20 protein-coding genes are annotated in these 22,178 nt (G+C 66.6%); 13 read left to right on the top strand and 7 right to left on the bottom strand.

What is annotated here, in order from left to right; genetic code table 11:
* Nucleotides 1-193 precede the first annotated feature (193 nt).
* Nucleotides 194-1,366: a phosphatidylinositol phosphodiesterase gene (locus D7Y11_RS31590; RefSeq protein WP_199753827.1), complete on the top strand. Its 1,173-nt coding sequence runs from the start codon at nucleotides 194-196 to the stop codon at nucleotides 1,364-1,366.
* Between the two features lie 143 nt (nucleotides 1,367-1,509).
* Here D7Y11_RS31590 and D7Y11_RS31585 read toward each other — a convergent pair whose 3' ends face one another.
* Nucleotides 1,510-4,422: a hypothetical protein gene (locus tag D7Y11_RS31585; protein ID WP_126935539.1), complete on the bottom strand. Its 2,913-nt coding sequence runs from the start codon at nucleotides 4,420-4,422 to the stop codon at nucleotides 1,510-1,512.
* A gap of 139 nt (nucleotides 4,423-4,561) precedes the next feature.
* Between D7Y11_RS31585 and D7Y11_RS43505 the strand changes: the two genes are divergently transcribed.
* The 6 genes from D7Y11_RS43505 to D7Y11_RS31560 all read left to right on the top strand — a co-directional run bounded on the left by D7Y11_RS43505 (nucleotide 4,562) and on the right by D7Y11_RS31560 (nucleotide 10,408).
* Nucleotides 4,562-4,738, top strand: a complete 177-nt coding sequence (locus tag D7Y11_RS43505; protein ID WP_158624534.1) for a hypothetical protein — start codon at nucleotides 4,562-4,564, stop codon at nucleotides 4,736-4,738.
* A 22-nt stretch (nucleotides 4,739-4,760) separates the two neighbouring features.
* Nucleotides 4,761-4,982 carry a hypothetical protein gene (locus D7Y11_RS31580; RefSeq protein ID WP_120580109.1) on the top strand — a complete coding sequence of 74 codons (222 nt, stop codon included), beginning with the start codon at nucleotides 4,761-4,763 and terminating at the stop codon, nucleotides 4,980-4,982.
* Between the two features lie 114 nt (nucleotides 4,983-5,096).
* Nucleotides 5,097-5,717, top strand: a complete 621-nt coding sequence (locus D7Y11_RS31575; RefSeq protein WP_126935538.1) for a hypothetical protein — start codon at nucleotides 5,097-5,099, stop codon at nucleotides 5,715-5,717.
* Nucleotides 5,718-5,779: 62 nt separating this feature from the next.
* On the top strand, nucleotides 5,780-7,420 hold the full coding sequence (locus tag D7Y11_RS31570) for a hypothetical protein (protein ID WP_126935537.1): 1,641 nt from the start codon (nucleotides 5,780-5,782) through the stop codon (nucleotides 7,418-7,420).
* Nucleotides 7,421-7,422: 2 nt separating this feature from the next.
* Entirely contained in the window at nucleotides 7,423-8,475 is a 1,053-nt protein-coding gene (locus tag D7Y11_RS31565) for an alpha/beta fold hydrolase (protein ID WP_120580112.1), read from the top strand.
* A 49-nt stretch (nucleotides 8,476-8,524) separates the two neighbouring features.
* Nucleotides 8,525-10,408 (top strand): PHB depolymerase family esterase, encoded by a 1,884-nt coding sequence (locus D7Y11_RS31560; RefSeq protein ID WP_126935536.1) that lies wholly within the window; start codon nucleotides 8,525-8,527, stop codon nucleotides 10,406-10,408.
* A gap of 403 nt (nucleotides 10,409-10,811) precedes the next feature.
* Here D7Y11_RS31560 and D7Y11_RS31555 read toward each other — a convergent pair whose 3' ends face one another.
* Nucleotides 10,812-11,102: a hypothetical protein gene (locus D7Y11_RS31555; protein WP_126935535.1), complete on the bottom strand. Its 291-nt coding sequence runs from the start codon at nucleotides 11,100-11,102 to the stop codon at nucleotides 10,812-10,814.
* A 421-nt stretch (nucleotides 11,103-11,523) separates the two neighbouring features.
* Nucleotides 11,524-11,940, bottom strand: a complete 417-nt coding sequence (locus D7Y11_RS31545; RefSeq protein ID WP_126935534.1) for a hypothetical protein — start codon at nucleotides 11,938-11,940, stop codon at nucleotides 11,524-11,526.
* Nucleotides 11,941-12,015: 75 nt separating this feature from the next.
* Here D7Y11_RS31545 and D7Y11_RS31540 point away from each other — a divergent pair, with 75 nt between their 5' ends.
* The 4 genes from D7Y11_RS31540 (at nucleotide 12,016) to D7Y11_RS31525 (ending at nucleotide 14,766) form a co-directional block, all read left to right on the top strand.
* Nucleotides 12,016-12,498 (top strand): hypothetical protein, encoded by a 483-nt coding sequence (locus D7Y11_RS31540; protein ID WP_126935533.1) that lies wholly within the window; start codon nucleotides 12,016-12,018, stop codon nucleotides 12,496-12,498.
* Nucleotides 12,499-12,500: 2 nt separating this feature from the next.
* Nucleotides 12,501-13,271: a hypothetical protein gene (locus tag D7Y11_RS31535; RefSeq protein ID WP_172812748.1), complete on the top strand. Its 771-nt coding sequence runs from the start codon at nucleotides 12,501-12,503 to the stop codon at nucleotides 13,269-13,271.
* On the top strand, nucleotides 13,268-14,023 hold the full coding sequence (locus tag D7Y11_RS31530) for a hypothetical protein (protein ID WP_172811472.1): 756 nt from the start codon (nucleotides 13,268-13,270) through the stop codon (nucleotides 14,021-14,023). Before D7Y11_RS31535 ends, D7Y11_RS31530 begins: the two co-directional genes overlap by 4 nt.
* Nucleotides 14,024-14,124: 101 nt before the next feature.
* Nucleotides 14,125-14,766 (top strand): glutathione S-transferase family protein, encoded by a 642-nt coding sequence (locus tag D7Y11_RS31525; RefSeq protein WP_126935532.1) that lies wholly within the window; start codon nucleotides 14,125-14,127, stop codon nucleotides 14,764-14,766.
* Between the two features lie 202 nt (nucleotides 14,767-14,968).
* Here D7Y11_RS31525 and D7Y11_RS31520 read toward each other — a convergent pair whose 3' ends face one another.
* The gene (locus tag D7Y11_RS31520; protein ID WP_126935531.1) at nucleotides 14,969-16,846 is read right to left on the bottom strand and encodes a lipopolysaccharide assembly protein LapB; all 1,878 of its coding nucleotides are present in this window, start codon (nucleotides 16,844-16,846) and stop codon (nucleotides 14,969-14,971) included.
* 620 nt (nucleotides 16,847-17,466) lie between these two features.
* Here D7Y11_RS31520 and D7Y11_RS31515 point away from each other — a divergent pair.
* Complete coding sequence (locus D7Y11_RS31515; protein ID WP_126935530.1) at nucleotides 17,467-19,464, top strand: serine/threonine-protein kinase; 1,998 nt, start codon at nucleotides 17,467-17,469, stop codon at nucleotides 19,462-19,464.
* A 134-nt stretch (nucleotides 19,465-19,598) separates the two neighbouring features.
* Here D7Y11_RS31515 and D7Y11_RS31510 read toward each other — a convergent pair whose 3' ends face one another.
* Nucleotides 19,599-19,934: a hypothetical protein gene (locus tag D7Y11_RS31510; protein WP_126935529.1), complete on the bottom strand. Its 336-nt coding sequence runs from the start codon at nucleotides 19,932-19,934 to the stop codon at nucleotides 19,599-19,601.
* A gap of 353 nt (nucleotides 19,935-20,287) precedes the next feature.
* Here D7Y11_RS31510 and D7Y11_RS31505 point away from each other — a divergent pair, with 353 nt between their 5' ends.
* Nucleotides 20,288-20,782, top strand: a complete 495-nt coding sequence (locus D7Y11_RS31505) for a hypothetical protein (RefSeq protein WP_126935528.1) — start codon at nucleotides 20,288-20,290, stop codon at nucleotides 20,780-20,782.
* A gap of 60 nt (nucleotides 20,783-20,842) precedes the next feature.
* On the opposite strand, the gene D7Y11_RS31500 is transcribed toward D7Y11_RS31505, so the two are convergent.
* Together D7Y11_RS31500 and D7Y11_RS31495 are read right to left on the bottom strand one after the other, a co-directional pair.
* Complete coding sequence (locus D7Y11_RS31500; RefSeq protein ID WP_120581611.1) at nucleotides 20,843-21,427, bottom strand: DUF2238 domain-containing protein; 585 nt, start codon at nucleotides 21,425-21,427, stop codon at nucleotides 20,843-20,845.
* 89 nt (nucleotides 21,428-21,516) lie between these two features.
* Nucleotides 21,517-21,957, bottom strand: coding sequence for a hypothetical protein (locus D7Y11_RS31495; RefSeq protein ID WP_121756231.1), 441 nt, complete (start codon nucleotides 21,955-21,957; stop codon nucleotides 21,517-21,519).
* Nucleotides 21,958-22,178: the final 221 nt, after the last annotated feature.

The raw sequence follows: 22,178 nt of genomic DNA, 5'->3' as shown, positions 1-22,178 counted from the left end.
CACCTTCGGCATCTTGCCACCTCCATCGAGGTAACCCACCAGACGCCTTCCATCGTGCCGATGCGCAGGCTCACGGCCGCTCGATGGCCTGTCAGCTCATCCCTCGCTCAGGATCGGATCCAGACCCCAACAGACCTTCGAGTGGTATCGCAGCCAGCCCGCCTACAGCCCCTATGTCTGGCGAGGCACCCATGTGCCCACGCTCGGGGAGGTGCGTGGCAAGATTGTCATCCTGGACAACTTCGGCGGTGGAGCCTACGGCGTGAACTGGGGTTCGCTGGCCCTCCAGGATGACTGGACCGTGTCCACGATCTTCGACATCGACAACAAGTGGGACAAGGTCCGGGACCACCTGGGGCGGACGAACGCGGGGGCCCCTCCCACGCTGTATGTGAACTTCCTCAGTGGCTCCTCCGTGGCGGCCTTCCCCAACGTGGTGGCCGGAGGTGATGGGATGGCCATCCGAGGCGTCAATGACTACGCCATCGACCACCTGGTGGGCGGCAACGTCCAGCGCGCGGGCGTCGTGATGATGGACTTCCCGGGAGCGGGGCTGATTGACGCCATCCTGGCCCTCAACTACCGGCTGCTCCCCTCCGCCGGCCTCCTGCCTGGCGATTTCGGCACCGCCTTCCGGAACATCTCCTACACCCTGGGCGGCGACGCACAGGCCCGCTGGTATGGCCTCCATGCGTTTCTCCAGAATGCCGCCCCGGGGCGCATCTGGCATGCCCTGGCGTTGAAGGGAAGCTGGGCGGGTTGGATGCACACGGATGGAAGCTACGTCCAATCCGACACCATGGATGACTACACGCACCTCGCCTTCACCTCTCGGACGGTGACGAGCGCGGTGAGCAACGGATTCCTGGGCAGCTTCGTGAACTCACAGCTCGGGGCTCTCTCGGGTGGCACGAGCGACCGCGCCCTCCAACTGCATGGTCGGGTGAGCTCACGCTTCCCCTTCCAGCTCTGGAGCGTGGTGGTGAAGAAGGCACCCGGGGGACTCAGCAACTGGGCGTACTCTGACTATGGGACGGGCTACAAGGCCACGCAGGGGGATTACACGTATGCCATCCAGGCCTACTCGGCCGCGGATGGGGTGTACCTCTACGAGCACGGCCAGTTCGAAGGCAACATCCTGCATCTCACCTCCGGCGTCGGCTTCCTGGGCGACCTGGGCTTCGATGACATCCTGTCCTCCGTCAGGATCCTCGGCCCCTATCGCGCGACCCTCTGCGAACACCCCTCGCGGACGGGCAGGTGCCTCAGCACCACCCAGAGCGTGGGCGACATCAACTCCGTCGCGGGAGGCCCCTGGAACGACCAGATTTCCTCGGCGGGCATCGACTTCGTCGGAGTCCGCTGAGCCTTCCTCGAGTGTCCCAGCGCCGTGGGCAGCTCCGCGAGCCAGGACATCTTGATGTCGCCGGGCACACCTGGGGTGCCGCGTTCCGTGGGGACTCGGCTGCGTCGAGTCGCGACGCAGGGCCGGCCGCCCCGCACGCGGCACTACGCGCGGCGCCCGGCCACGTAGTGGTTGTCACCGACGTGGAGGATGTCGATGGTGATGGCCGCTCCCGGTACGTTCGAGCCGAAGTACTGTGCCGAGAGTTCCCTGAAGTCATACGTGTCGACCCGGTGACCGTGATGGTCGCGGATGCCCCGCTCCGAGGTATCGACGTAGTGGATCCGCAGGTTCACCCGGGCGGAGAGCACGAGGCCGCGGAAGTCGAGGTCCCCGGCCCACTGCCGGCGGCGGCGCTGGCCCGACTCATAGGCATCGGCGATCACGCGGAGCGATTCGCTCAGCTCGACGTTCCGGCGGACGGCTTCCATGACGAAGGTCTCCGCGAGGGCGACATGCTCCGCGTAGCGGGGATCGGTGTCCCGGAACGCGTAGTCGACCCGCAGCCCGCGTCGCAGCCGGACGCTCGCCCAGGCGTCGAGCCGGATCCGATCCAGGGCCGTGCTCGCGTTGTCGAGCCGGCGCAGGACATCCTGGGACGGCCGCATGTCCCGGAACATCACCGGGGAGATTCCCACGCCACGGCGGATGAGGTTCGCGGTCATCGCGGCGGCGCTCTCGCGATACAGCATCGCCTCCTCCAGCCGGTCGCCCTCGGGGAGCTGCGCGACGGATTGCGGAGTGCGGCGCTTCACCCCATCCGAGAACGCGTAGTACAGGCAGTCGCCGCCGCCCGGGTTGTCGGTGATGACGAAGTTCTGCTGCACGTACATGTCGAAGAGCGCTGTCGCCCGCTGCAGCCGGAGCTCGGCCTCGGAGCGGATCCGGCTTTCAGCCTGCTTGGACCAATGCTCCATCTCCTTCAGCAGGTTGTTCTTCGTGCCACCCTTGTCGAGGCCCACGAGAGGTCGCTGACGTGAGCCCCGACCCCTGCCGGAACCCGTCAAGGCGCCGGACCCCAGGAGCTTCTGCTGCCCGAAGAGCGGACGGTCCAGCGCGATCACCTCGGGGTCGAGCAGGCCGAGCAGGTGATACATCGAGCGGATGCGGCCAATCTTGGTCTCCACGACTTCGCTGTAGGCGCGATCGTCGAGGTTGTTGTTCTTCACCAGGGCCAGCCCGTTGTTTCCGGAGAGCGTCTTTCGCGTCGACACCGTGATGGGATTGGAGTCGTCGAAGGCATCGAACTCCTGCTTGGGTGACAACACCTTCGACGGCTCGTTCTGGGTGGCGCGGGTGAACTCCGTCACCCAGTCTCCCGTCTCCACGCTCTTGTCCACCTGGCCTGTGTTGCGGCTCAGGCTGCGGAAACCCAGCTCCACGGCGGCGCACCAGGGACAGGTCTCCTTCGGCCGGTTGCGTTGCTTGCCGGTGTCCTGGAACCCCTCGTAGGGAAAGCACACCAGCACGTCGGCGCCGTCACAGAAGTAGGACGAAGCGGTCATGAGCGCCGCGGGCTCGGCGCAGTTGAGCGAATGCCAGCCGCAGATCCACAGGTCGACGCCGAGCGCGCGCCCCTGGAGGCCAGAGACCGGGTGCGCTTCGATCCGCAGCTTGTCGTGGGTCTTGTTCTGCCGGAACGACACGTAGCTGAGCAGGGCCTGCCGCGCGGGCCTGCGCAACTGGAGCAGGTCCCGGGCGCGATACTCGAGCGCCGCGGTGTTCGTGCGGCCGATCATCACGTCGTAGTTGGTCCAGAGCCCCTTCTTGAACTCCTCCTCCTCGTGGGCTTCCGCCTGGCGCCGCCGGGCGTAGAAGTCCAGCAACTCCAGCTCGGCCTGACGCCGCTCGTGGGTGTCCAGTTGGGACTGCTGGTCCTCGTCGAGCACGATCTTGTTCTTCCCCTTCCAACGCTTCTTCAGGAAGTCGCTGGACTCTTCCTTCAGCTCCTTGCGGAGCTTCTCGATCTCCTCGGGGGACTTGTACTTGTCGGGATCCTTCTTGGGGACCTCCTGGTCCGTCTTCCAGGTGGGGAGCGCGAGGTGCCGGCAGTACTTGCCGAAGTACTTCTCATCCGGCTCTTCCTGGACGACGCCGGAGAGCCCGAGGACGGGCACGTACACCGTCTTGCCCCCTTCCTGGTGCCGCGTCCACGACACGCACAGACACCCCACGGTGGACACGAAGGCCGTGCAGACCGTCCTCCAGTTCTTCTTGAACTCCTCGCTGAGGGGGTGATCCACCGGCGGCTTGAGCAGGCGGGTGAGCGCGCTCGAATCGTTGCCGAGCAGGTGGTAGTCCTGGACCAGCGCGTCGGTCCGCTCCTTCACCTTTTCCCAGAACTGCGACTCCAGCGGGAGGTCGCGGACCCAGTCGCTCGCGGGGAACACCGCGCCAAGCGGGGTGCCGGCCGGGGAGACGACGAAGCCGAGGCTCATCAGCCGGAGCCGCACGGGTTCGTAGTACTGGAACTTGGCCCGGCTCTTCCCCTGGTCCTTCTTCAAGTCTTCGGCGGTCACCGACTTGAGCGCCTTCTGGAGGCGACCGGAGGAGACCCTGCCACTCTTGTCCCCCCTTGAGGTGTGCCAGTCGAGCTGCTCGTACAGCGAGGCGCGGCACTCCTCGATGTAGTCCCACTCCTCGTCCAGCATCGAGTCGACCACCTGGGCGACGTCGTCATGGAGCGCCTGGGCCTCCTTGGTCTTCGGGAAGGCCTTCACGCCCAGCATCTTGCGCACCAGTTCGGGCGACACCTTCTGCTCACCCAGGCGCGCCTCGTAGGCGTCCAGGTTCTTCAGCGCGACCTTGATGCTCATGCGGACCTGGAGGAACCGCACGAGGTCCAACAGGAACTGCGCGAACTCGTCCTGCCGGTAGATCCGGTCCTGCGTGGCCAGGAAGAGATCCAGGCCATCCTCGTCGACGAAGTCCGGCAACTGGCTGCCCGTGTCGCGGGACCACCTCAGCGCGACCTCGGACGTCAGTTCGACCAGGCCCGTATTCAATGCGAGCAGCATCGGCATTGCCCGAGTAGAACCGACGGCTCGGCCCACGCCAAGGACCTGACAGGCGCCCGCCCCCTCCAGGTCCAAGTGGATAGGGTCGGTCCAACGCTTCTGTTCCCGCAGCCGGGGATTGAGGGCACGAACCGCGCTCGTGATCGTCAGTCCGCGCCCTGGCTTCTTCCGGGGCCAGGCCCTCTTCTTCGATGGCCAGTCCCCCTGGATGACGGACATGAAGTGGGACCGCTACGACGGACTCATGCGGATGATGACGAAGCGCCCGTGGCTGGGATGGGCCACGGGGCTGCTGTTGGGGCTCCCAAGTAGGTGAACGACCAAGATGCAGCACCGTCATGACATCCTCGCCCAGGCCCAGGCGCGCCCCCAATCCGCCGGAACTCCCTTCGAAGACGGGCGGGGCCCAAGGCTATGCCGGCTACGAATACCAGCTTCACGTCAGCCTCTGGGTCGCCCTGGTGCTCCTCTTCAAGGAAGCGCTCACGGAGCAGATGGAGCTGAGCACCCGCTCGCGGCGCTCCACCCCGCTGCGCCTCTTCGCCGATGAGGCGTCCTGACGCATCAGGCCATCGTCTGTCTTTTGACAAGGCCGTCAGGCGGGTGCTACCCGTAGCTGAAACATGAATCGGGCTTCATCTCCCCCCGTGCGCCCGAACGAGGAGTCACCCCCCATGAAGAAGACGCTTTCGTCCGCGATGCTGCTGTGCGCGTTGAGCCTCACGGGTTGTGGGGAAGAGGCGACGCAGGATCCCGTGGACAGCGCGCCCAAGCTGGACAGCCAGTCGAACATCCTGGCCTTCCTGGAGGGCAAGACGCTGGTGATGGAGGGGGACAACATCCCCAGCCACCCGCTGTCGCTGGACGAGGACATCAACTGGGGTTCGGCCAGCCAGTGCTTCCAGAAGGTCTCCATTGGCGTGGGCGGCAACAACTTCCACGTCACCAGCACCCCCGGCACCATCCTCAACTCCGCTGGCGTCGGCCAGGCCGGCAGCACGTGTGATCACGCCACCGCGCAGAACGCGCTGGTGTTCGACTCCAAGGCGGTCACGCTCTCCAACATCACCGCGGGCGGCAGCTGCTTCGAGATCCTGGTGGACTACGGCAGCTTCAAGCAGGAAGGCCGCGTGAGCATCTCGTCGGACCTGAAGAAGATCTCCATGGAGCTCTACTTCGAGGCGAAGGCCACGGGTTGGCGCTGCGCCGACGGCGCGGTGGGCGCCAAGACGGTCAGCGTCTCCGGGCAGGCCTTCACCGGCAACGCGGTGCAGGTCTACACCATCAGCGGCTAGTCGCACGGCGGACGGTGGGCGCGAACCGCCCTCACGGCAATCCATCAGGGTGAGGTGTCTATATGTCGGGAGGGTGGTTGGGCGCAGCGCGCCTGGGCGCCGTGGCGCTCGTGCTGGGACTGGCGCTGCCGGCGGCGGGGCAGAGCCCCACGGTGCCGGGCCTCTATTACGGCGACTGGTTGGATGAGAAGGACCGCGAGGAGGACGCGAAGCCTCGCGAGTTCATCCTCATCAACTACTTCTTCACCCGGCTGTCGGTGACCAACAGCGTGGGCGACCCGGCGGGCCTCAAGGGCGTGTCGCTGGGGCCCATCGGCTCGCTGTCCGGCAGCTCCGTCCGCGTGGAGCCGGGGCGTTCAGCGTTCTACGTGGAGCAGCGCTGGATCCCCGTGCTGGAGTACAGCCCGTCCTTCGCGGACGGGCTGGCGTCCTTCCGCGCCCAGTTCGAGGTGGACTACCTCTGGGGCCGCGCCGCCAATGCCTCGCAGCAGAACGAGGGCGGCGGCTTCAACGCGGACCAGGTCAACATCCAGACGAAGAACGTCAACGTCGCCGTCTATCCCACGCGCAACCCGGCCCGGCTCACGCTGCTCATCGGCACGCAGCCGGTCTACGACTCCATCTTCGACCCGACGCGCTCGCCGCTCAACGACATCGTCCGCACGGGTTACAAGCTGGCGTTCATTGGCAGCGACGCCACGGGCCTGTCGCTCTACAGCAACTACAAGGGGCTTTCCAAACTGAGCCTCCTGCCTCTGGGCAGCGCCCAGGCGGACAAGGCGACGCGGGACGACCCGCGCCTGAAGTTCGTCTACCTGCTCACCGCGGACTACGCCTACCCCGTGCAGCCCGGGACGAACATCGGCCTGTCCGCCTGGTACCTGCGCGATGACACGAAGGGGGACGCGTATGCCTTCGAAGGCATCGTGAAGAGCGGGCCTTCGTCCACGGGCCTCTACCCGTTCGTCGGCACTCCGCGCTTCAACATCGAGCGGCCCACGGGCAACGTCTTCTGGCTGGGCGCGAACTTCCACCACAACATCGACTTCCGCGCGGGGCGCCTCGCCGCTTCCGGCTTCGTCATGTACAACGGTGGCAGCTACACGAGCGACCGCGCGGACACCACGTTCAACAAGAAGGTGGACATCTCCGGCCTGTCCGCGAACCTGGAGGTGCTCTACCAGTGGGGCCGCGGCCCGGCAGACCTGGTCACGCTGGAGGGCATGTTCACCACCGGCGACAGCAACCTGGATGACGACCGCTACACGGGCGCCTTCACGCTCAACCAGTACGGCCTGCCCGGCTCGGTGTGGTTCAACCACAAGATGCTGCTGCTGTTCCCCTTCACCAGCACCGTGAACAACTACACGGGCGCGGTGACGGACATCTCCAACCAGGGCTACGGCCTGCGCACCGGCATCGCGAGCGCGGCGTGGGACATCATCCCCAACACGCTCAACCTCAAGCTGGCCACGGGTCTGGCCAACTCGGGGGCGAGCCCGCCGCGCTGGGACCCGGCCGTGCGGCGGGGGCGGTTCATTGGCGCCGAGGTGAACGCGGAGGTGCGTTACACCATCCGCTACCTCATGACGGTGGGCTTGCACGCCGGCTACCTGTTCCGCGGCGCCTTCTATGACGGCTCCACGACGGTGAAGAACAACCCCTTCGCCGCCTTCACCACCTTCACCTGGTACGCGTTCTGACCATGAGCCCCTTCCGCGCCCTCAAGGCCCTGCTGCTCGTGGCGGGGCTGGGTTCCTCCACCGGCTGCGTGCGCTCGTACGCCAGCGCGCCGCCGCTGGCGTTCCAGGACCTGGACTACGCGTCGCCCGGGGCGAAGGAGCCCTGGCCGCTGAAGCGGGTGGCCCTGCCGGAGACGGCGGCCACCTACGGCATGGCGCGCGTGCCGCAGATGGCCTACGTGGAGCTGCCCGCCGCGCCCGGCGCGCGCACCGTGGTGCTCATCCATGGCCTGGGCAGCTACCTGAAGTTCTGGAGCGCGCAGCTCGACGCGCTCCAGCGTGCGGGCTACCACGTCGTCGCAGTGGACCTGCCCGGGTATGGCAAGTCCGACAAGCCCGGCTCCTTTCCGTACACCATGGAGGCCATGGCGGACGCGGTGCGTGAGCTGACGCGGAGCCTGGGCGTCGAGCATCCCATCCTGGTGGGCCACTCCATGGGAGGGCAGACGGCGCTGTCGTACGCCATCCGCTACCCGGACGAGCCGTCGGGGGTAGTGCTGGTGTCGCCCGCGGGCTTCGAGAAGTTCTCCCAGAAGGAGAAGGACTGGTTCGCGCGGGTGATGAGCACGGAGTTCATCAAGTCCGCACCCGAGTACGGCATCCGGGGCAGCGTGCGGCAGGCCAACTTCCAGAACTGGCGGCCGGAGCTGGAGTGGCTCATCGAGGAGCGCGTGCGGCTGGCGAAGTCGCCCGAGTTCGACGCGTATGCCTATGCCAACGTGCGCTCGGTGCGGGGGCTCGCCAACGACGACTTCGTGCGCGACAACCTCCATCGCATCACCGCCCCCAGCATCATCATCTTCGGGGAAGCGGACCGCCTGATTCCCAACCCGTTCCTGCACGGTGGCTTCCCGCGGGACATCTTCGAATACGGCCACGCGCGCATCCCGGGCTCGAAGCTGGTGGGACTGGAAGGGTGTGGCCACACGGTGCAGCTCGACTGCCCGGTGCCGTTCAACGCGGCGCTGGAGGCGTTCCTCAAGAGCTTGCCGGTGGCCGGGGCACCTGAACCCTAGAAGAGCTCGGCCGCCCACCCTCCTCCCCCGTGGCGGCCAGGGAGGCACCATGCACGGTCGAGGCATTCGTCGTCTTGGGTGGTTCACGCACGTCCCCTGGTTTCGCGTCGCGGCGTTGGCCATCGCGGCGACCGCCGGCTGCGGCCCGCTGGGAGCCGAAGCGCCGGACACCGGCGTCCCCCAGGTGGAGCAGGTGGAGCAGGGGCTGACGCAGGTGACGGGCTTCGGGTCCAACCCGGGCAACCTCCAGATGTTCAGGCAGGTGCCCGCGGGCATGCCGGCCAATGCACCGCTGGTGGTGGTGTTGCACGGGTGCACGCAGAACGCCGCGGGCGTGGAGCCCGGTGGGTGGACCGCGGCGTCGAACGTCTACAAGTTCTACGTCGTCTACGCGCAGCAGCCGAGCAGCAACAACCCCACCAGCTGCTTCAACTGGTTCGAGCCGGGGGACATCGCGCGCGGCGCGGGTGAGGCGCTGTCCATCAAGCAGATGGTGGACGCCATGAAGGCCGCCTACTCCATCGACCCGGCGCGGGTGTTCGTCACGGGCTTCTCCGCGGGAGGCTTCATGGTTCCCGCCATGTTGGCCACCTACCCGGACGTCTTCGCGGCGGGCGCCATCAACTCGGGCGGTCCGTACCGGTGCGCCAACTCCATGACCGAGGGCTTCAGCTGCATGAGCCCCGGCGTCAGCAAGACGCCCGCGGCGTGGGCGGACCTCGTGCGCAACGCATACCCGGGCTACACGGGTCCCCGGCCGCGCGTCTCCATCTGGCATGGCACGAATGACTTCACGGTGAGGCCCGCCAACCTCACCGAGTCCATGAAGCAGTGGACCCAGGTGCACGGCATCGACCAGACGCCGGACACGACGGACACCGTGGGGGGCTTCCCTCACAAGGTGTACCGGGACAGCGCGGGCACGGCGCTGGTGGAGACCTATGAGCTCACCGGCATGGGTCACGCCGTCCCGGTGGATCCGCAGTACAGCTTTCCTGGGAGCAGCACCGCCTGTGGCGCGACGGGCGCGTACCAGTCCGACGTGAACCTCTGTGGTGTCTATTACCAGGCGCTCTTCTTCGGGCTCACGGAAGCCAGCACTCCGCCGGATGACACCACTGCGCCCACGGTGAACGTGACGGCGCCCGTCTCCGGCGCCACGGTGAGTGGCACCGTGACGGTGACCGCGAGCGCTTCCGACAATGTCGGCGTCACGCGGGTGGACTTCTACGTGGATGGGAACCTCGTGGGCACGGCCAGCACGGCGCCCCATGCGTTCAGCTGGAACACCACGACGGTCGCCAACGGCTCGCATGTGCTGGGGGCCCGGGCGTTCGATGCGGCGGGGAACTCCGCGCTGGACGCGGACACGTCCGTCACAGTGAGCAACAGCGGGACGACGCCGACGACGGTCAGCTTCACCAGCATCGCGGCGGAGGATGGCTACGTGAAGGCGAACGCCGACGGGAGCGCGGCGGAGCTCGGGACGCTCACGGGCCTGGCGCTCGGACGAGGGGTGGACGGCAAGCACAACCGCTCCCTGCTGTCATTCGACACGTCCAGCCTGCCGGACACCGCCAGCATCACCCAGGCGTTCCTGACTCTCTCCTATTCGTCCGGCTCCGGAGACCCCTGGGCCAGCCCCGCGGGCAACACGCTCGTCATCGACGTGGCCACGGGCACCTTCAACGCGGCCGCGACGGAGACGGGCGACTGGGGCGCCTCCGCGACCGCGAGCGCCGTGGCGGGCGTCGCGAAGTTCACCTCGGGCACCATCCGCTCCACGGACTTCGCGGGGGCGGGGACGTCCGCAGTCAACACGCGGGGCCGGACGCAGCTGCGCCTGCGCTTCGCCCAGAATCCCGCGGCGACGGCCTACCTCTTCGTGAAGGACGGTGCGAACGCCACGCTCACCGTCGTCTATACCCCGTAGTCCCCGCACGCCGCCCCGGGGGACATCCGGGGCGGCGTCAGGAGAGGGATTGAACGCGGTTCGTGTCGTCCGACGAAACCCGGGCTCGCTCGACGCACATTTCCGGCTGCTCTATGTTGGGCATTCGATGAGGCGAAATCAGCCCGGCCGCAAGGCGACCTCGGCGCACGCGGAGGGGCTCGGGTCCTCGCTGATGCATACCGTCCGCGTCTGGCAGGTCGCTCCGGTCCACACCCGATGGACCGCCGTGCTCCCCGTCCGGGCAGGACGCGAGGAGGAGGCGCGGCGGTGGGTGACCGAGGCGCTGGCGCGGAACCCGGACATGGGAGGGGGACCGCCGCGCAACGCATTGAAACCACGAGGCCCGGACGCGATGCCGGGCCTCGTGGAAGTTCAAGACCGCTCAGCTCTCAGCCTGCTCCGTGCCCGGATGGTCGGCGTCGCAGACCGGCGCGGTGTCGTCGGAGCGATGGCTCTGCTCGGAGGAGACCGAAGCGTTCTCCTGCGAAGGCTGCGCGGGCTGGAAGCAATAGCCCGCCGCGCCACAGGTGGTGAGGCGGATCCCCAGGAAACAGGGGTCGTCGCAAACACCCTCGCAGGTATCCCAGCACTGCAGCGGAAGCGCAAAGGCGGACGCGGGGGCCACGGCGAGGACAGCGGCGACGGCGAGAAGGGACTTCTTCAGCGCGTTCATCGGCACTCCTGGGTGTGGGAATGTGCCTGCGCGAAGGACAGGCACGCCTCGCAGCAGAAGCGCGTACCGGGAGACAATGACAGACGCCCTACGTCAGAACTGTTTCCGGCCTGACGCTTACACCCCCCAAGATCCATCCCAGCACGTTCGGACTCGCAGAGCCCGGCCCGGCGAACGTAGCCGTAGGCAATGCAGTTGTAGAACTTCGTGAAGCAGCGCACCGGCCGCGGGCCGCCGGACCCCGCCGAGGTCGCGCGCAGCGAGGCCCTCTTCGCGCAGACCGCTCCCGTGCTGGACTCGCACCTGGCCGGCAGGACGTGGGTCACGCAGGAGCGCCTGACGCTCGCGGACCTCTCGCTCGCCGCGTCGTTCGCCCTCACGGGCCCGGCGCGCCCACCCACCCTCAGACCTGGCGCGAACTTCAGGTCCTGGCGAGGAAAGCGTCCGCGTCACCGCCTTCGCACTTCCAATCGGAGTACACCCCGATGAGCCCGCAGGCGGTACAGAAGCACGCGATATAGAGCCAGCGGACATCCGTCCCTTCGTACAGCGCCACGCCCGACACGACCTGGAAAGCCACCGCGCCACAGAGGCACTCGCTGCGTTGGAGGTCCGCGGTGTCGGCGTACTCGGCGCTGTCCCCTACCCACTGGACCGCGCCACAGCCCTTGCAGGTCCTCCTCGCGACGCCCTCGTCGTCGTCCTGCTCCAGGGTGAAGGCGGGTGCCCCACAGGGGCAGCGCGCTTCGTGGAACAGGGTCGCCGGGTAGCCATTGAGCTGGCTGAACCGCCCCACCTCCAGGGTGATTTCAAAGGCTGGATTGACGCAGGAAGGCACGTCCCTGCTGCTTGCTTCAAGACCTGCTCACCGGGAGACTCCTGGATTGCCGTCCACCCCACGAGAAAGTCCTCCATGTCCCTGAAGCATGTGTTCGCGGTCGTGACCCTGCTGTCGACGTCCGCCTTCGCCGAAGAAGACCTCAAGCCCGCCCAGGAAGAAGCCAAGGCCAAACTGGAGGAGACGATCGAGGACGCCCTGAAGGCGACCAACGACAAGTGCGGCACCAAGCTCGAGGTGAAGACCGACTTCCAGAACTTCAAGACCGACGATTGGTCGGGCACGAGCTTCAGCTCGTACTGTGAGGCGGTCATCCAGGAGATCGGGGCCATGTGTGAAAACCGCCCCGCGTACAAGAAGGTCATCGCCAAGAAGGTGACCGGCGTTGCGTGCCTGTTCGGCGGCGTGAAGCCCGTGGAGAAGAAGGACGGCTCCAACGACGCGACGCTGCGCAACATGTCGCTCGACAAGGGCGTGTTCACGTACCACATGTCCTCCAAGGGCCACGCGAACCTCGGCGACAACACCAAGGCCACGCTCGAGAAGGCGTTCAACTGAGCATGCCCCGGACCCTTGCTCCCGCGCTCATGCTGGCGGCGATCCTCGCGACGACGGCGGCGCACTCCCTGGAAGCGGTGGCGGGCAAGGTCTACCGGGGCACCGACGGCCAGAGCGTGGAGGTCGTCACGTTGGAGCCGCGCACGGCATCCGAAGTCTTGATCCGCGTGCGCGGCACCGACTCCGAAGAGGACGGCATCGCGCTGCGCGCCACCCTGAAGAAACACTCACGCGGCGCCGACTATGTGACCCGCCACCGGGGAGGCGACTACGTCATCCTCCTCCAGCGCGACGGGCGCTATGAGGCAGTCCTGCCCGGAGTGCAGGCGTTCCCCGTCAAGTTCAACCAGGACGCGACGGACGAGGCCTCCACCGCGGAGGTGCTCACCGCGCACCAGCAGCAACTGGAGTCGGGGCGGATCGCCGCCTTCCAGAAGAAGGCCTGGCCCCACCTGGAGAAGAAATACACGGCCCGCGCGGGTGAAGCCGTCGCCGCGTTGAACAAGGCCTGCGGCACTTCCTCCACCTTCACCTTCGAATGGAAGAGCTTCAGCGACGAGGTGATGGCGGAGTTGGACGTGTGGGCCGCCTGTGCGCCGCTCGCGAGCCGCGCCCAGGCCCACTGCGCCTCGGTGAAGACCGTCACGTCGCTGGTCTGCCGCTTCGGTCCGACGCTCGGGCTGGAGCGCGGCAAAGACACGCTCACCTTCACCACCACCCCGAAGGGCGCGGCCGAAGGGCCCGCGGTCCTGGACAGGAACCTCTCCCGATGATCCGTCGACTCGTGGTGGCCGCCTGTCTCTTCGCGGCGGACGCGGTGGCCCGGGAGCCGGTGACGCTGGAGGACCTCCAGACCCTGGCCTCGCAGAAGGCCTGGGCGGAGCTGCTGGAGCGCGCGGAGGACCTCCCCGCTCCCAAGCGCACCGACGCGTGGCGGGCCCTGGTCACCGACGCGGCGGCGGCCGACGTGGAGACCCTCGCCCCCAGCGACAAGGAGCCGTTCGCCGCCACACAGCGGGCGCGCGCGCTGGGCCGGCGGTATGCCTTCCTCCCCAAGGCACCGCGCTTCGCCACCGCCCGCGATCAGGGCGCGAGCAAGGACCTCCAGCGATGCCTCGAACGCGACCGGCGCGGTTGCATCGACACCTTCCTGGAGCTCACGCCGGACATGGGGCCCGAAGCGGCGCTCCAGGCCGCGCACCTCGTGAAGCAGGGGCACTTCGCCTACGTGGCGATGCCGCTCTTCGCGTTGGCGGTGGGAGGCGGCAAGGACGTCAGCGCCTGCAAGGACGCGGCGCTCGCCGAGACGGTCATCGCGGCGCTCGGCCTTCCCAAGGAGGACCCTCGCGCGGTCCAGGCGACGAAGGTGGCCTTCGAGGGCTGCTGGTCCGCGCTGGGCCCGAAGCTCAAGGCGGCGACCGTGGGCGCTTCATCGTACTTCCTGGCGAACACCTGCCAGCCCATGCGCGCCCGGAAGGCGCTGAGCGAGCTCCAGGACGACCTCTGCAAGGACGAGGAGCTGTAGTTCGGGACGGGAGCGGTTCCTGCCAGGGATACCTGACAGACCCTTGTCACTCCGGGTGGATAGGTCCTCCCCCTCCACCCGTGCCATCCCAGAGGTTCGTCTTGAAGCTCTACTTCCACCCCCTGTCCGGAAACTCGCGCCGCGTGCTGCTCGTGGCCGCCCACCTCGACATTCCCCTCGAGCGCATCGTGGTGGACCTCACCACGGGCAAGCAGCGCGAGGCGTCGTACCTGGGCATCAACCCCAACGGGCGTGTCCCCGTCCTGGACGACGGCGGCTTCGTGCTCTGGGAGTCGCGCGCCATCATGGTCTACCTCGCCGAGAAGTCCCCGGGGCAGACCCTGCTCCCGACGGACGCGCAGGGCCGCGCCGACGTGAACCGCTGGCTGTTCTGGTGCTCGGCCCACATGGCCCCGGCGAACACCGTGCTCGTCCTGGAGAACTTCGTGAAGCAGCGCACCGGCCGCGGGCCGCCGGACCCCGCAGAGGTCGCGCGCGGAGAGGCCCTCTTCGCCCAGACCGCGCCCGTGCTGGACTCGCACCTGGCGGGCAGGACATGGGTGACTCAGGAGCGTCTGACGCTCGCGGACCTCTCGCTCGCCGCGTCGTTCGCCCTCGCGGGCCCGGCGCGACTGCCCCTCGAAGGCTACGCGAACCTCCGGGCCTGGCTGGGGCGCGTGCAGCAGTTGGAGGCGTGGCAGCGCACCGCGCCCCCCATGCCGCCGCCGGCCGCCCGGAGCTGAGCAGCCGCTCGCGGCGCTCCACCCCGCTGCGCCTCTTCATCGAAGCGGCGCACGAGTGGGCCCTCCGGGCCCTGTGAGCGCGGGTCCCTGCCCCGCGCCCGCCCTCCCCTCCAAGCCAGGCGGGAATGCGCACCCGGCACAGAGCCCATGGCGGGTGGCGGCGCGAGGAGCGCCAGCGCATGGGTGAGGACGGCGCCGCGCCTCAGCGCAGTTCCTGGGCGAACTGCTCACGATAGCGCCCCTGGAGCGTCTTCAGCGCCTCCGCCATCCCCACGGCGCGGTACTGCTCCGCCAGGAGTTGCCACGCTTGCTTGTGCAAGGGCTCCAGCGCCACGACACGCTCCAGGTGGGTACGCGCCTCCTCTCGGGGACCCGACTCGGAGGCCAACCATCCCAGGATGAAGTGCGCCTGCACCGCCTCCTCGTACGCGGCCACGGCCTGCCGACACGCCGCTTTCGCAGGCCCCGTCCTGCCAGCGCGCAGGTGGCCTTCGCAGTCCAACACGTGCAGCACCGCCGCGCGCGGGAACTCCCGCCTCAGCCAGGTGAGTCGTGCCTGCACCTTCGTCGCCGGCCCCTTGTCGAGGGAATCCTCGACGTCCTTCGCCGCGCGGATGAACTCTCCCTCCCGCTCCACCGCGACACCGCTCACGGAGACATCCACTGACAGCGCCTTCCAGCGTCGAGCCTGCCGGGCCCAGGTCCGCAGAGGCTCGGCCCGAGAGTCATTGCCCGCCTTCTGGGTGGCCTGCTCCGCCCACGTGACCGAGGAGGTCTCCTTGAAGAAGGCCGCGAGGTCTCCCCAGACTTCCGGCGGTGTTCCAGGGTTCGCTTCCATCCGTTGCCGTGCCCGCACGAGCTGCCCTTGCGCCTCCAGGTGCTGCCCCTGTTGGAGGGCCAGGGACGCAAGGAAGAACAAGGGGGCGGGCTCGGAGGGGAACTTCCCGGCGACGGCCTCGCACTTCTCCCGGGTCGCCGGCAACTTGGGGGCGACCCGCGTGTCCAGGTAGCAGGCCACCCTTTGGACGAAGAAGTCCTCCGGATAGCGTCGCGCGAGGGGCTCCATCTGCTGGGCGGCGACCTCCACGCGTCCCGCCTTCTCGAGCGCGAGGATCTCGTCGAGCCGGCGCCGGTCCTCTGGAGGAAGGGGGGCCTGGGGCTGGTGAACGACCAGCGGCGCCTTGCCCTCGCGGACCTTCGCGAGCCATTCGACGACAGCCTCCTTCTCCGGTCCCTCCCAGTCCGGCGAGGACGTCGAGGCCAGCAGCGCCCCCAGCTCGGTCGCCCAGGCCCGCGCGGCGGCGTCATCGCGACGACCCGCCGAGGCATGGCGAAGGCTGGTCTTGAGCAACGCCAGGGTCTGCGGTGTGAAGGCCGACTGACTCGGTGCGTAGCTCGGGAACATCATCCAGTGCGAGTTGCGCACGTGGAATGCCCCCAGCGTGTGCGCCCACTCGTGGAGGAAGATGGACGTCTCCTTGTGCATCTTCCGCTCCTCATAGAGCGTCTGCCGCTCGTCCTGGGGCAGGTGGACCAGCCCCTCCATGATGGCGCGGACCTCCTCCGCGTTTCCCATCTCACGCAGCACGCAGTGGCGCCCGAACAGCCGGGCCATGCCCAGCTCATGCTGCGCGGAGGAGAAGAGCTTGAGCGCGGAGACGAAGCCGACCACCAGGTCCACGTCCTCGCCCGGATCCCTCAACTCCAGCGCGGTCAGTGAACCCTCCAACTCGCCCTCGACACCTCGATGCGCCCACTCGCGCGTCGACTCAAGCTCGAAGACAACGCCCAGTTGCCCCTGCATCACCGAGCTCGCACGCTGCAACTGGGACACGACGCTGCTTCGCCAGCGCACCACCTGCTCCCGATAATCCGAGTCCGCGTAGACCCGGACCCGAATCTTCCGGACGGGACCCGTCGAGGGCTGCGACGAGGACTCCAACTTCGCTGGAGCGAGGGTTCGCGCCTGTTCCCGTGCGTAGTCCACGGGTCGCTTCACACACGACACGCCGAGGACACAGCCCCACACCGCCAACAGGGCGACACGCGCCGCCAACCCCATGACACGACCTGTGCTCATGGATCCCTCCCATACGCGAAATGCGTCAGGAACACACCTGACTCCCAGTGAGAGGGCGAGCCTGACGGCGCGGTGGCGATGAGCAAAAGAAGTCGTGTTCCAGTGGGTTCACGAAAGCCAATGCTGACCGCCAAAAGCTCTGCGAGAGCCAACTGCAGGCAGGCAAGGGTGTTGACGACGTCCAAAAAGAATCCAGCAGACATCCATGGACACGCCCGCCACACCTGAAGCAGGTGAACACGTCCCCGGGCGGCGGCGGAGGCCACCACGGACGCCGAGCGCACGCGGGTCCACGGCGCCCTGGATGCCCTCGAAAAGACGCTGACCGACCGCATCACCCGGCATGACGCGCCGCCCAAGACGGTGGCTCCGGAGATGTCCCGGATGCCACCGTTGATGTTGCCCAAGCTGAGAGCGCATGGACGTGAACCAAGCGCTGGACACCTGGCAGGAGAAGCTGAAGGCGCGCTTCCCCCGCTGATCATTCGTGGGGGAATTGGATGTCAGACACGACCCTAGTGGGTCACTCCATGGGTTGGATGCAAGCCCCTGTAGTGAGGGCTCGCGGAGAATTGAACCCACCGAAAATCCGTGTCTACGATTCAGGCTCTGGCCCCCTCATGAAAATCTCGCTCCCCACCCGAAACGACAAGGGAAAGACCGGGCAAAAAGCCCGGCCGACGTTCCCCGTGGACTCACTCTTGGGTACCCGACTGGGTGAGTTCACCCTGGAGGAGTGCATTGGTGAGGGTGGCATGGGGGTGGTGTACCGGGCGGTGCATCCGCTGATTGGCAAGCAGGTCGCCATCAAGGTGCTTCGGTCCGAGATGGTCTCGGAGCACCTGGTGAACCGGCTGCTCATGGAGGCACGAGCGGTCAACTCCATCAAGCACCCGGGAGTGGTCGACATCTTCGGGTTCGGGAACCTCCCGGACGAACGCCCCTACGTCACGATGGAGTTGCTCCAGGGCCGTCCGCTCTCCGACTTCCTTCGCGGGAGTCGCCCGATGGAACTGGAGTGCGTGGTCTGGGTCATGGATCAGGTCCTGGCCGCGTTGGGCGCGGCGCACCGGGCGGGCGTCATCCACCGGGACCTGAAGCCCGCGAACATCTTCATCGTCACCGACGCGGTGACGGCGCCGGTCGTCAAGCTGGTCGACTTCGGCATCGCCAAGCTGCTGGAGTCCCGCGAGAACCCGATGACCTCGGAGGGGACGGTTCTGGGGACCCCGGAGTTCATGGCGCCGGAGCAGATTCGGGGAACACGCATCAGCCCCGCCACGGACCTCTATGCACTGGGCGTCCTCATGTTCCAGATGCTGACAGGCTCACGGCCATTTCAGGGTGATCCCATCCAGGTGATGTTCGCGCACATGGAGCGGCCTGCTCCGCTCCCCTCGTCTCGGGTTCCCCGAATCCCGCCAACGCTGGATGCCCTGGTGCGTCATCTGTTGGAGAAGAACCCCGCCGCACGGCCACACTCCGCGGAGGCCGTACGGAAACGGCTGAAGAACATCCCCCTTCGTACGACACCTTATGTGCCGTCCGTCCCAACTGGCACGCCAGGGGCTTCGGATGATCCTCCATCCGATGACACCCTCACCTCCGAGACGCTGGAGCCGCTGAAGAGCAACTGGGACATCTCCGTACCGGACTGGTGGATGGCTCCAGTGGTCCTGTTCCTCTGTACGGGGGCCGCGGTCCTCAGGCTCCAAAGCACAGAGGTCTCTTCCCAAGCAGACCTCCCCGTGCGCACTGCCAAGGTGATTGTCTTCCCCCCCCCCCAACCGGAGCCAATCCCGCCAGCGCAACCACTCAAGAGCCTGTCAAACGCATGGGCCCGTGTCTCCATTATTACCAAACCGTTCGCGGCCTCTGACAATCCACCAGAAGTCCTCATGAGCCAGAGTGAGCAACTCCGCACCAGAGTACTTGCGTGGAGCGTGACCACCCTCTCACCAAGGCCACAAGACACTCACTTCAGCCTGACGCTCTCATTCACCAGAGCAGCATCGACCAGGGCCCACCAGGAACTCACCGACGCACCTGTCACGTGGGAGGCCCAACTCAATCAAGAGCTGATTCTACAGCCACGCAGTGCGCCTCCTGACGATGCCATGGCGAAACAACCGGTCCTCCAGTCTGGAGCTCAAACAAAACGCCCCCAAAAGCCAAGCCACCCTGACAATCCAATGTCGGCCAGGTTTCCACCGCCGCCTGGAGAAGACCGGGCACTTGCTACAGTTGTCGCAACTCCGACTCCTGACATGGCTTCGTTTGTGAAAGCGGAACCATTCTCCCCGCCTGAACCTGCCCTTGCCTATGAGGCATTGGAACAGACCGGCTCTCCACAATCACCAACAAGGCCCACAACCTACGAGCAAGTAGTCAGGATGCTTGAGCAATTGGCCTCTGAGCTTCGTGTCAGAGCGAGCACAAGGGACGTCTCGGAACTCGAATCCCAGCTTCAGCAGTTCCGCATTGAAGCCGAGGTCGATGGGAAGACCTCCGACAAACGAATGGCCCTGCTGATTAAAATGGATGCTTGGCTGGAGAATCTGAAGACGCGATTCCCCATTGAATCTGAGCGGGGCGCTGGAAGTCAGACTCGCCCCTGAGTGGATCACAATTGCGGCTCCACTCCCCATACGCACCGGGCGAACAGAAGGCCTGCTGAGGCCTGGCCCGTGAGACCACCCTTAGCCCCAGGGCCTTGTGATCCAGGCCCGCAGCGCTTCTGCAACCCCTGGGGTCAGCCTTGATACTCCGGAAGGACCTCCGCGAGCCGGGCGGCCCCCAGAGACAGGGCCAGCAGTCCGCCGACGACGAGGCCCACGCGTCGAGACCTGCGAATCCCACGCAGGCTCAACGCGATGACGAGAGACAGCGCCGCCAGGCAGCTCGCGACCCCGGCCAGCCAGACCACCACGAACACCGCGTCGGCGCTCACCTGGGCTCTCAAATCGGGTGCTTCCGCCCAGTCATAGGGATGGATGGGAAGCAGGAGGCTGACGCTCTCCAGGCACAAGGAGGCCATCAGCGAAAGCAGTGCCGCGAGGCTCCGCCCCGGAGCGGCCGGAGGGCTCATCGCGCCAGGTCCGTGCGCCCTGACCGGCGTGTTCCGGGAAGTCTCATCGGAGGGTGACATGGCGGCGTGCTCCTCGGATGCCACGAGCGCGGCGCCCCCAACATACCCCTCCAGCGAGGCCAAGAACGGAGCAAGACGCGATGCGGCGGCACCTCGAACCGACGCAAGCCTTCACCCCGGGCGAGGGGTCTTCTTGATTATCCGTAAAATTATGAATAACTCGAAAACGCCCACCCTGACGTACGGGCAGGCATTGGGCTGGGGAGGCACATCGCGCCCCAGGTGAACCTGTCGTCACATGAATGGGGAATGAATCAATGAAGCGATTTTTCGAGGGGGCGTCTTCAGCAGTAGTGGCTTTGGCCGCGGTCACGATGCTCGCCGGCTGCGGCGCCGCGCCAGAAGAAGAGGGAGCGGAGTTCGACGTGGAGGTGGCGAAGTCGTCGCTCTCCTTCACGGGCCCGGCGATCTACGATGCGGGGACGCGCTGTACCGTCAGTGGCAGCACCATGCACTGCTGCCCTACCGGCTACGCCATGATTGGCGCGCACCTCGGCAGTGACGTCTTCAAGTGCGCCAAGCTTTCCTCCACGAGCGGCTCCCGCTTCCTGGATGCGGGCACCAGTCGCAACGGGATGCATGCCTGTCCCTACGGCAGCGTCATGGTCGGCATGCACGTCGGCAATAACCACCTGGCCTGCCAGTATCCCGGAACGAGCGTCGTCTCCGAGTATGTGGATGGCAGCCCCGGAACGAGCGACACCTATCCCATGCACGTGTGCGGGACCGGCGGGTACGCGATGAGCGGCATCCACGTCAGCAACAACCTGTTCACCTGCGCCCGATAGCACCGGCACCCCGGGGACCGCTCGACGTGGAGCGGTTCTCGGCGGGGTGCGCACCCTGCGTTAAAGGCGCGAGAGCGCCTTGTCATGCGGTCTCGACAGCAGGAGCAGCGCCGCGCTCGCGCCGATGCCGGCCATGCCCATGTCTTTTTGCGTGTCCCAGACATCGCCTTGCGTGCCGAGGAATTCATCCGCGCCCTGACCGAGCATGACGGCGGCGCCCCATTCGATCAGTTCGTATACCGCGCTGATGCCAAGACAGGAAAAGACAATCACGACCGCCATCCACTTGCCCGGCTTCAGATCCGACGTGCGAATCAGAAGCTCGCGCATGACAATGGCGGGGATGAATCCTTGCGCGAAATGGCCAATCTTGTCGTAATTGTTGCGTCCTTCGCCCAGCCATTCAAAGCCCGGCACACGCGCGTACGTATAATGCCCGCCGACCATGAGGATGATCATGTGCACGGCGATCAAGACATAGAGCAGCGTCGTCAGTGGGAATTTCTTGTATGTGGCAAATAAAAGCGGCAAGGCGATGAGAGCGGGCGCGACCTCCATCCACCATGTGCTGCGTTCATAGGGTGCGATGGCGGACCATGCGAAAACGGCGATAACGATAGCAAGACAGGCAATGGGCGTTCTCATCAGCCAAGGCTAGCGCAGGCGCAAAGTCGCGTGAAAACCGTTTTTCACGCTCTTGAGCGAGTCGAGAATCCGCCTGCTCATCTCTGGCCCTATGCGGCGGGCCCGACGAGCGTGAACGGATCGGGGACGACGACGCGGATCGCTGCGGCCAGCTTGAGCTCAAGCCGCGACCGCTCGGTGTCCTCCATCCACCGCAAGGCGGAGTGCAGCATCTGGTAGAGATGAATGAAGTAGAACGGTGACCGACCATTGAAGTTCATGCCGGGGAGGCGGCGACTCATCGTGTGAGCCTCGTCCCGCATGGGCTCGAAGAACGACATCTCGGTCGCCAGCTCGATGCACTTCTCCACTTCGCGTCGGGGATGCACTGCGGCGAGCAGGAACAGCATCGCTACCGGATCGTCGCTCGCCAGCCAGGCGGCCGTGACCGTCATGCGATCGCAGCCCAGGTCCTGAGGCACTGACCAGTCGCGGGCGCCGCGGCCGGACACGTCGTTCATCAGATCAGTGAGCGTGCGCCGTGTCGTCATGCGACGATGATACGGCCCGGCGCGCGTTGAGTGCATCCTTCCGCCGTGCGCCACTCCCACGGCTCGCATGCAGGTGCGGACTGGCCTGCAGGGAGAATTCCCCAGGAACGCCCGCCGAGCAGGCTCCCACACGATTCCTCAGGGGCGCCGCGTGCGCTTCAGTGCTAGTCCATACCGCCATGTCCGGCGACTCATCCGTCCCCTCCCCCGGCGGCCTGCCC

Source organism: Corallococcus sp. AB018, from assembly GCF_003986945.1.
GTDB lineage: Bacteria > Myxococcota > Myxococcia > Myxococcales > Myxococcaceae > Corallococcus > Corallococcus exiguus.
The sequence above is the reverse complement of the archived record's forward strand: the minus strand, read 5'-3'. Positions and strand labels throughout refer to the sequence as shown.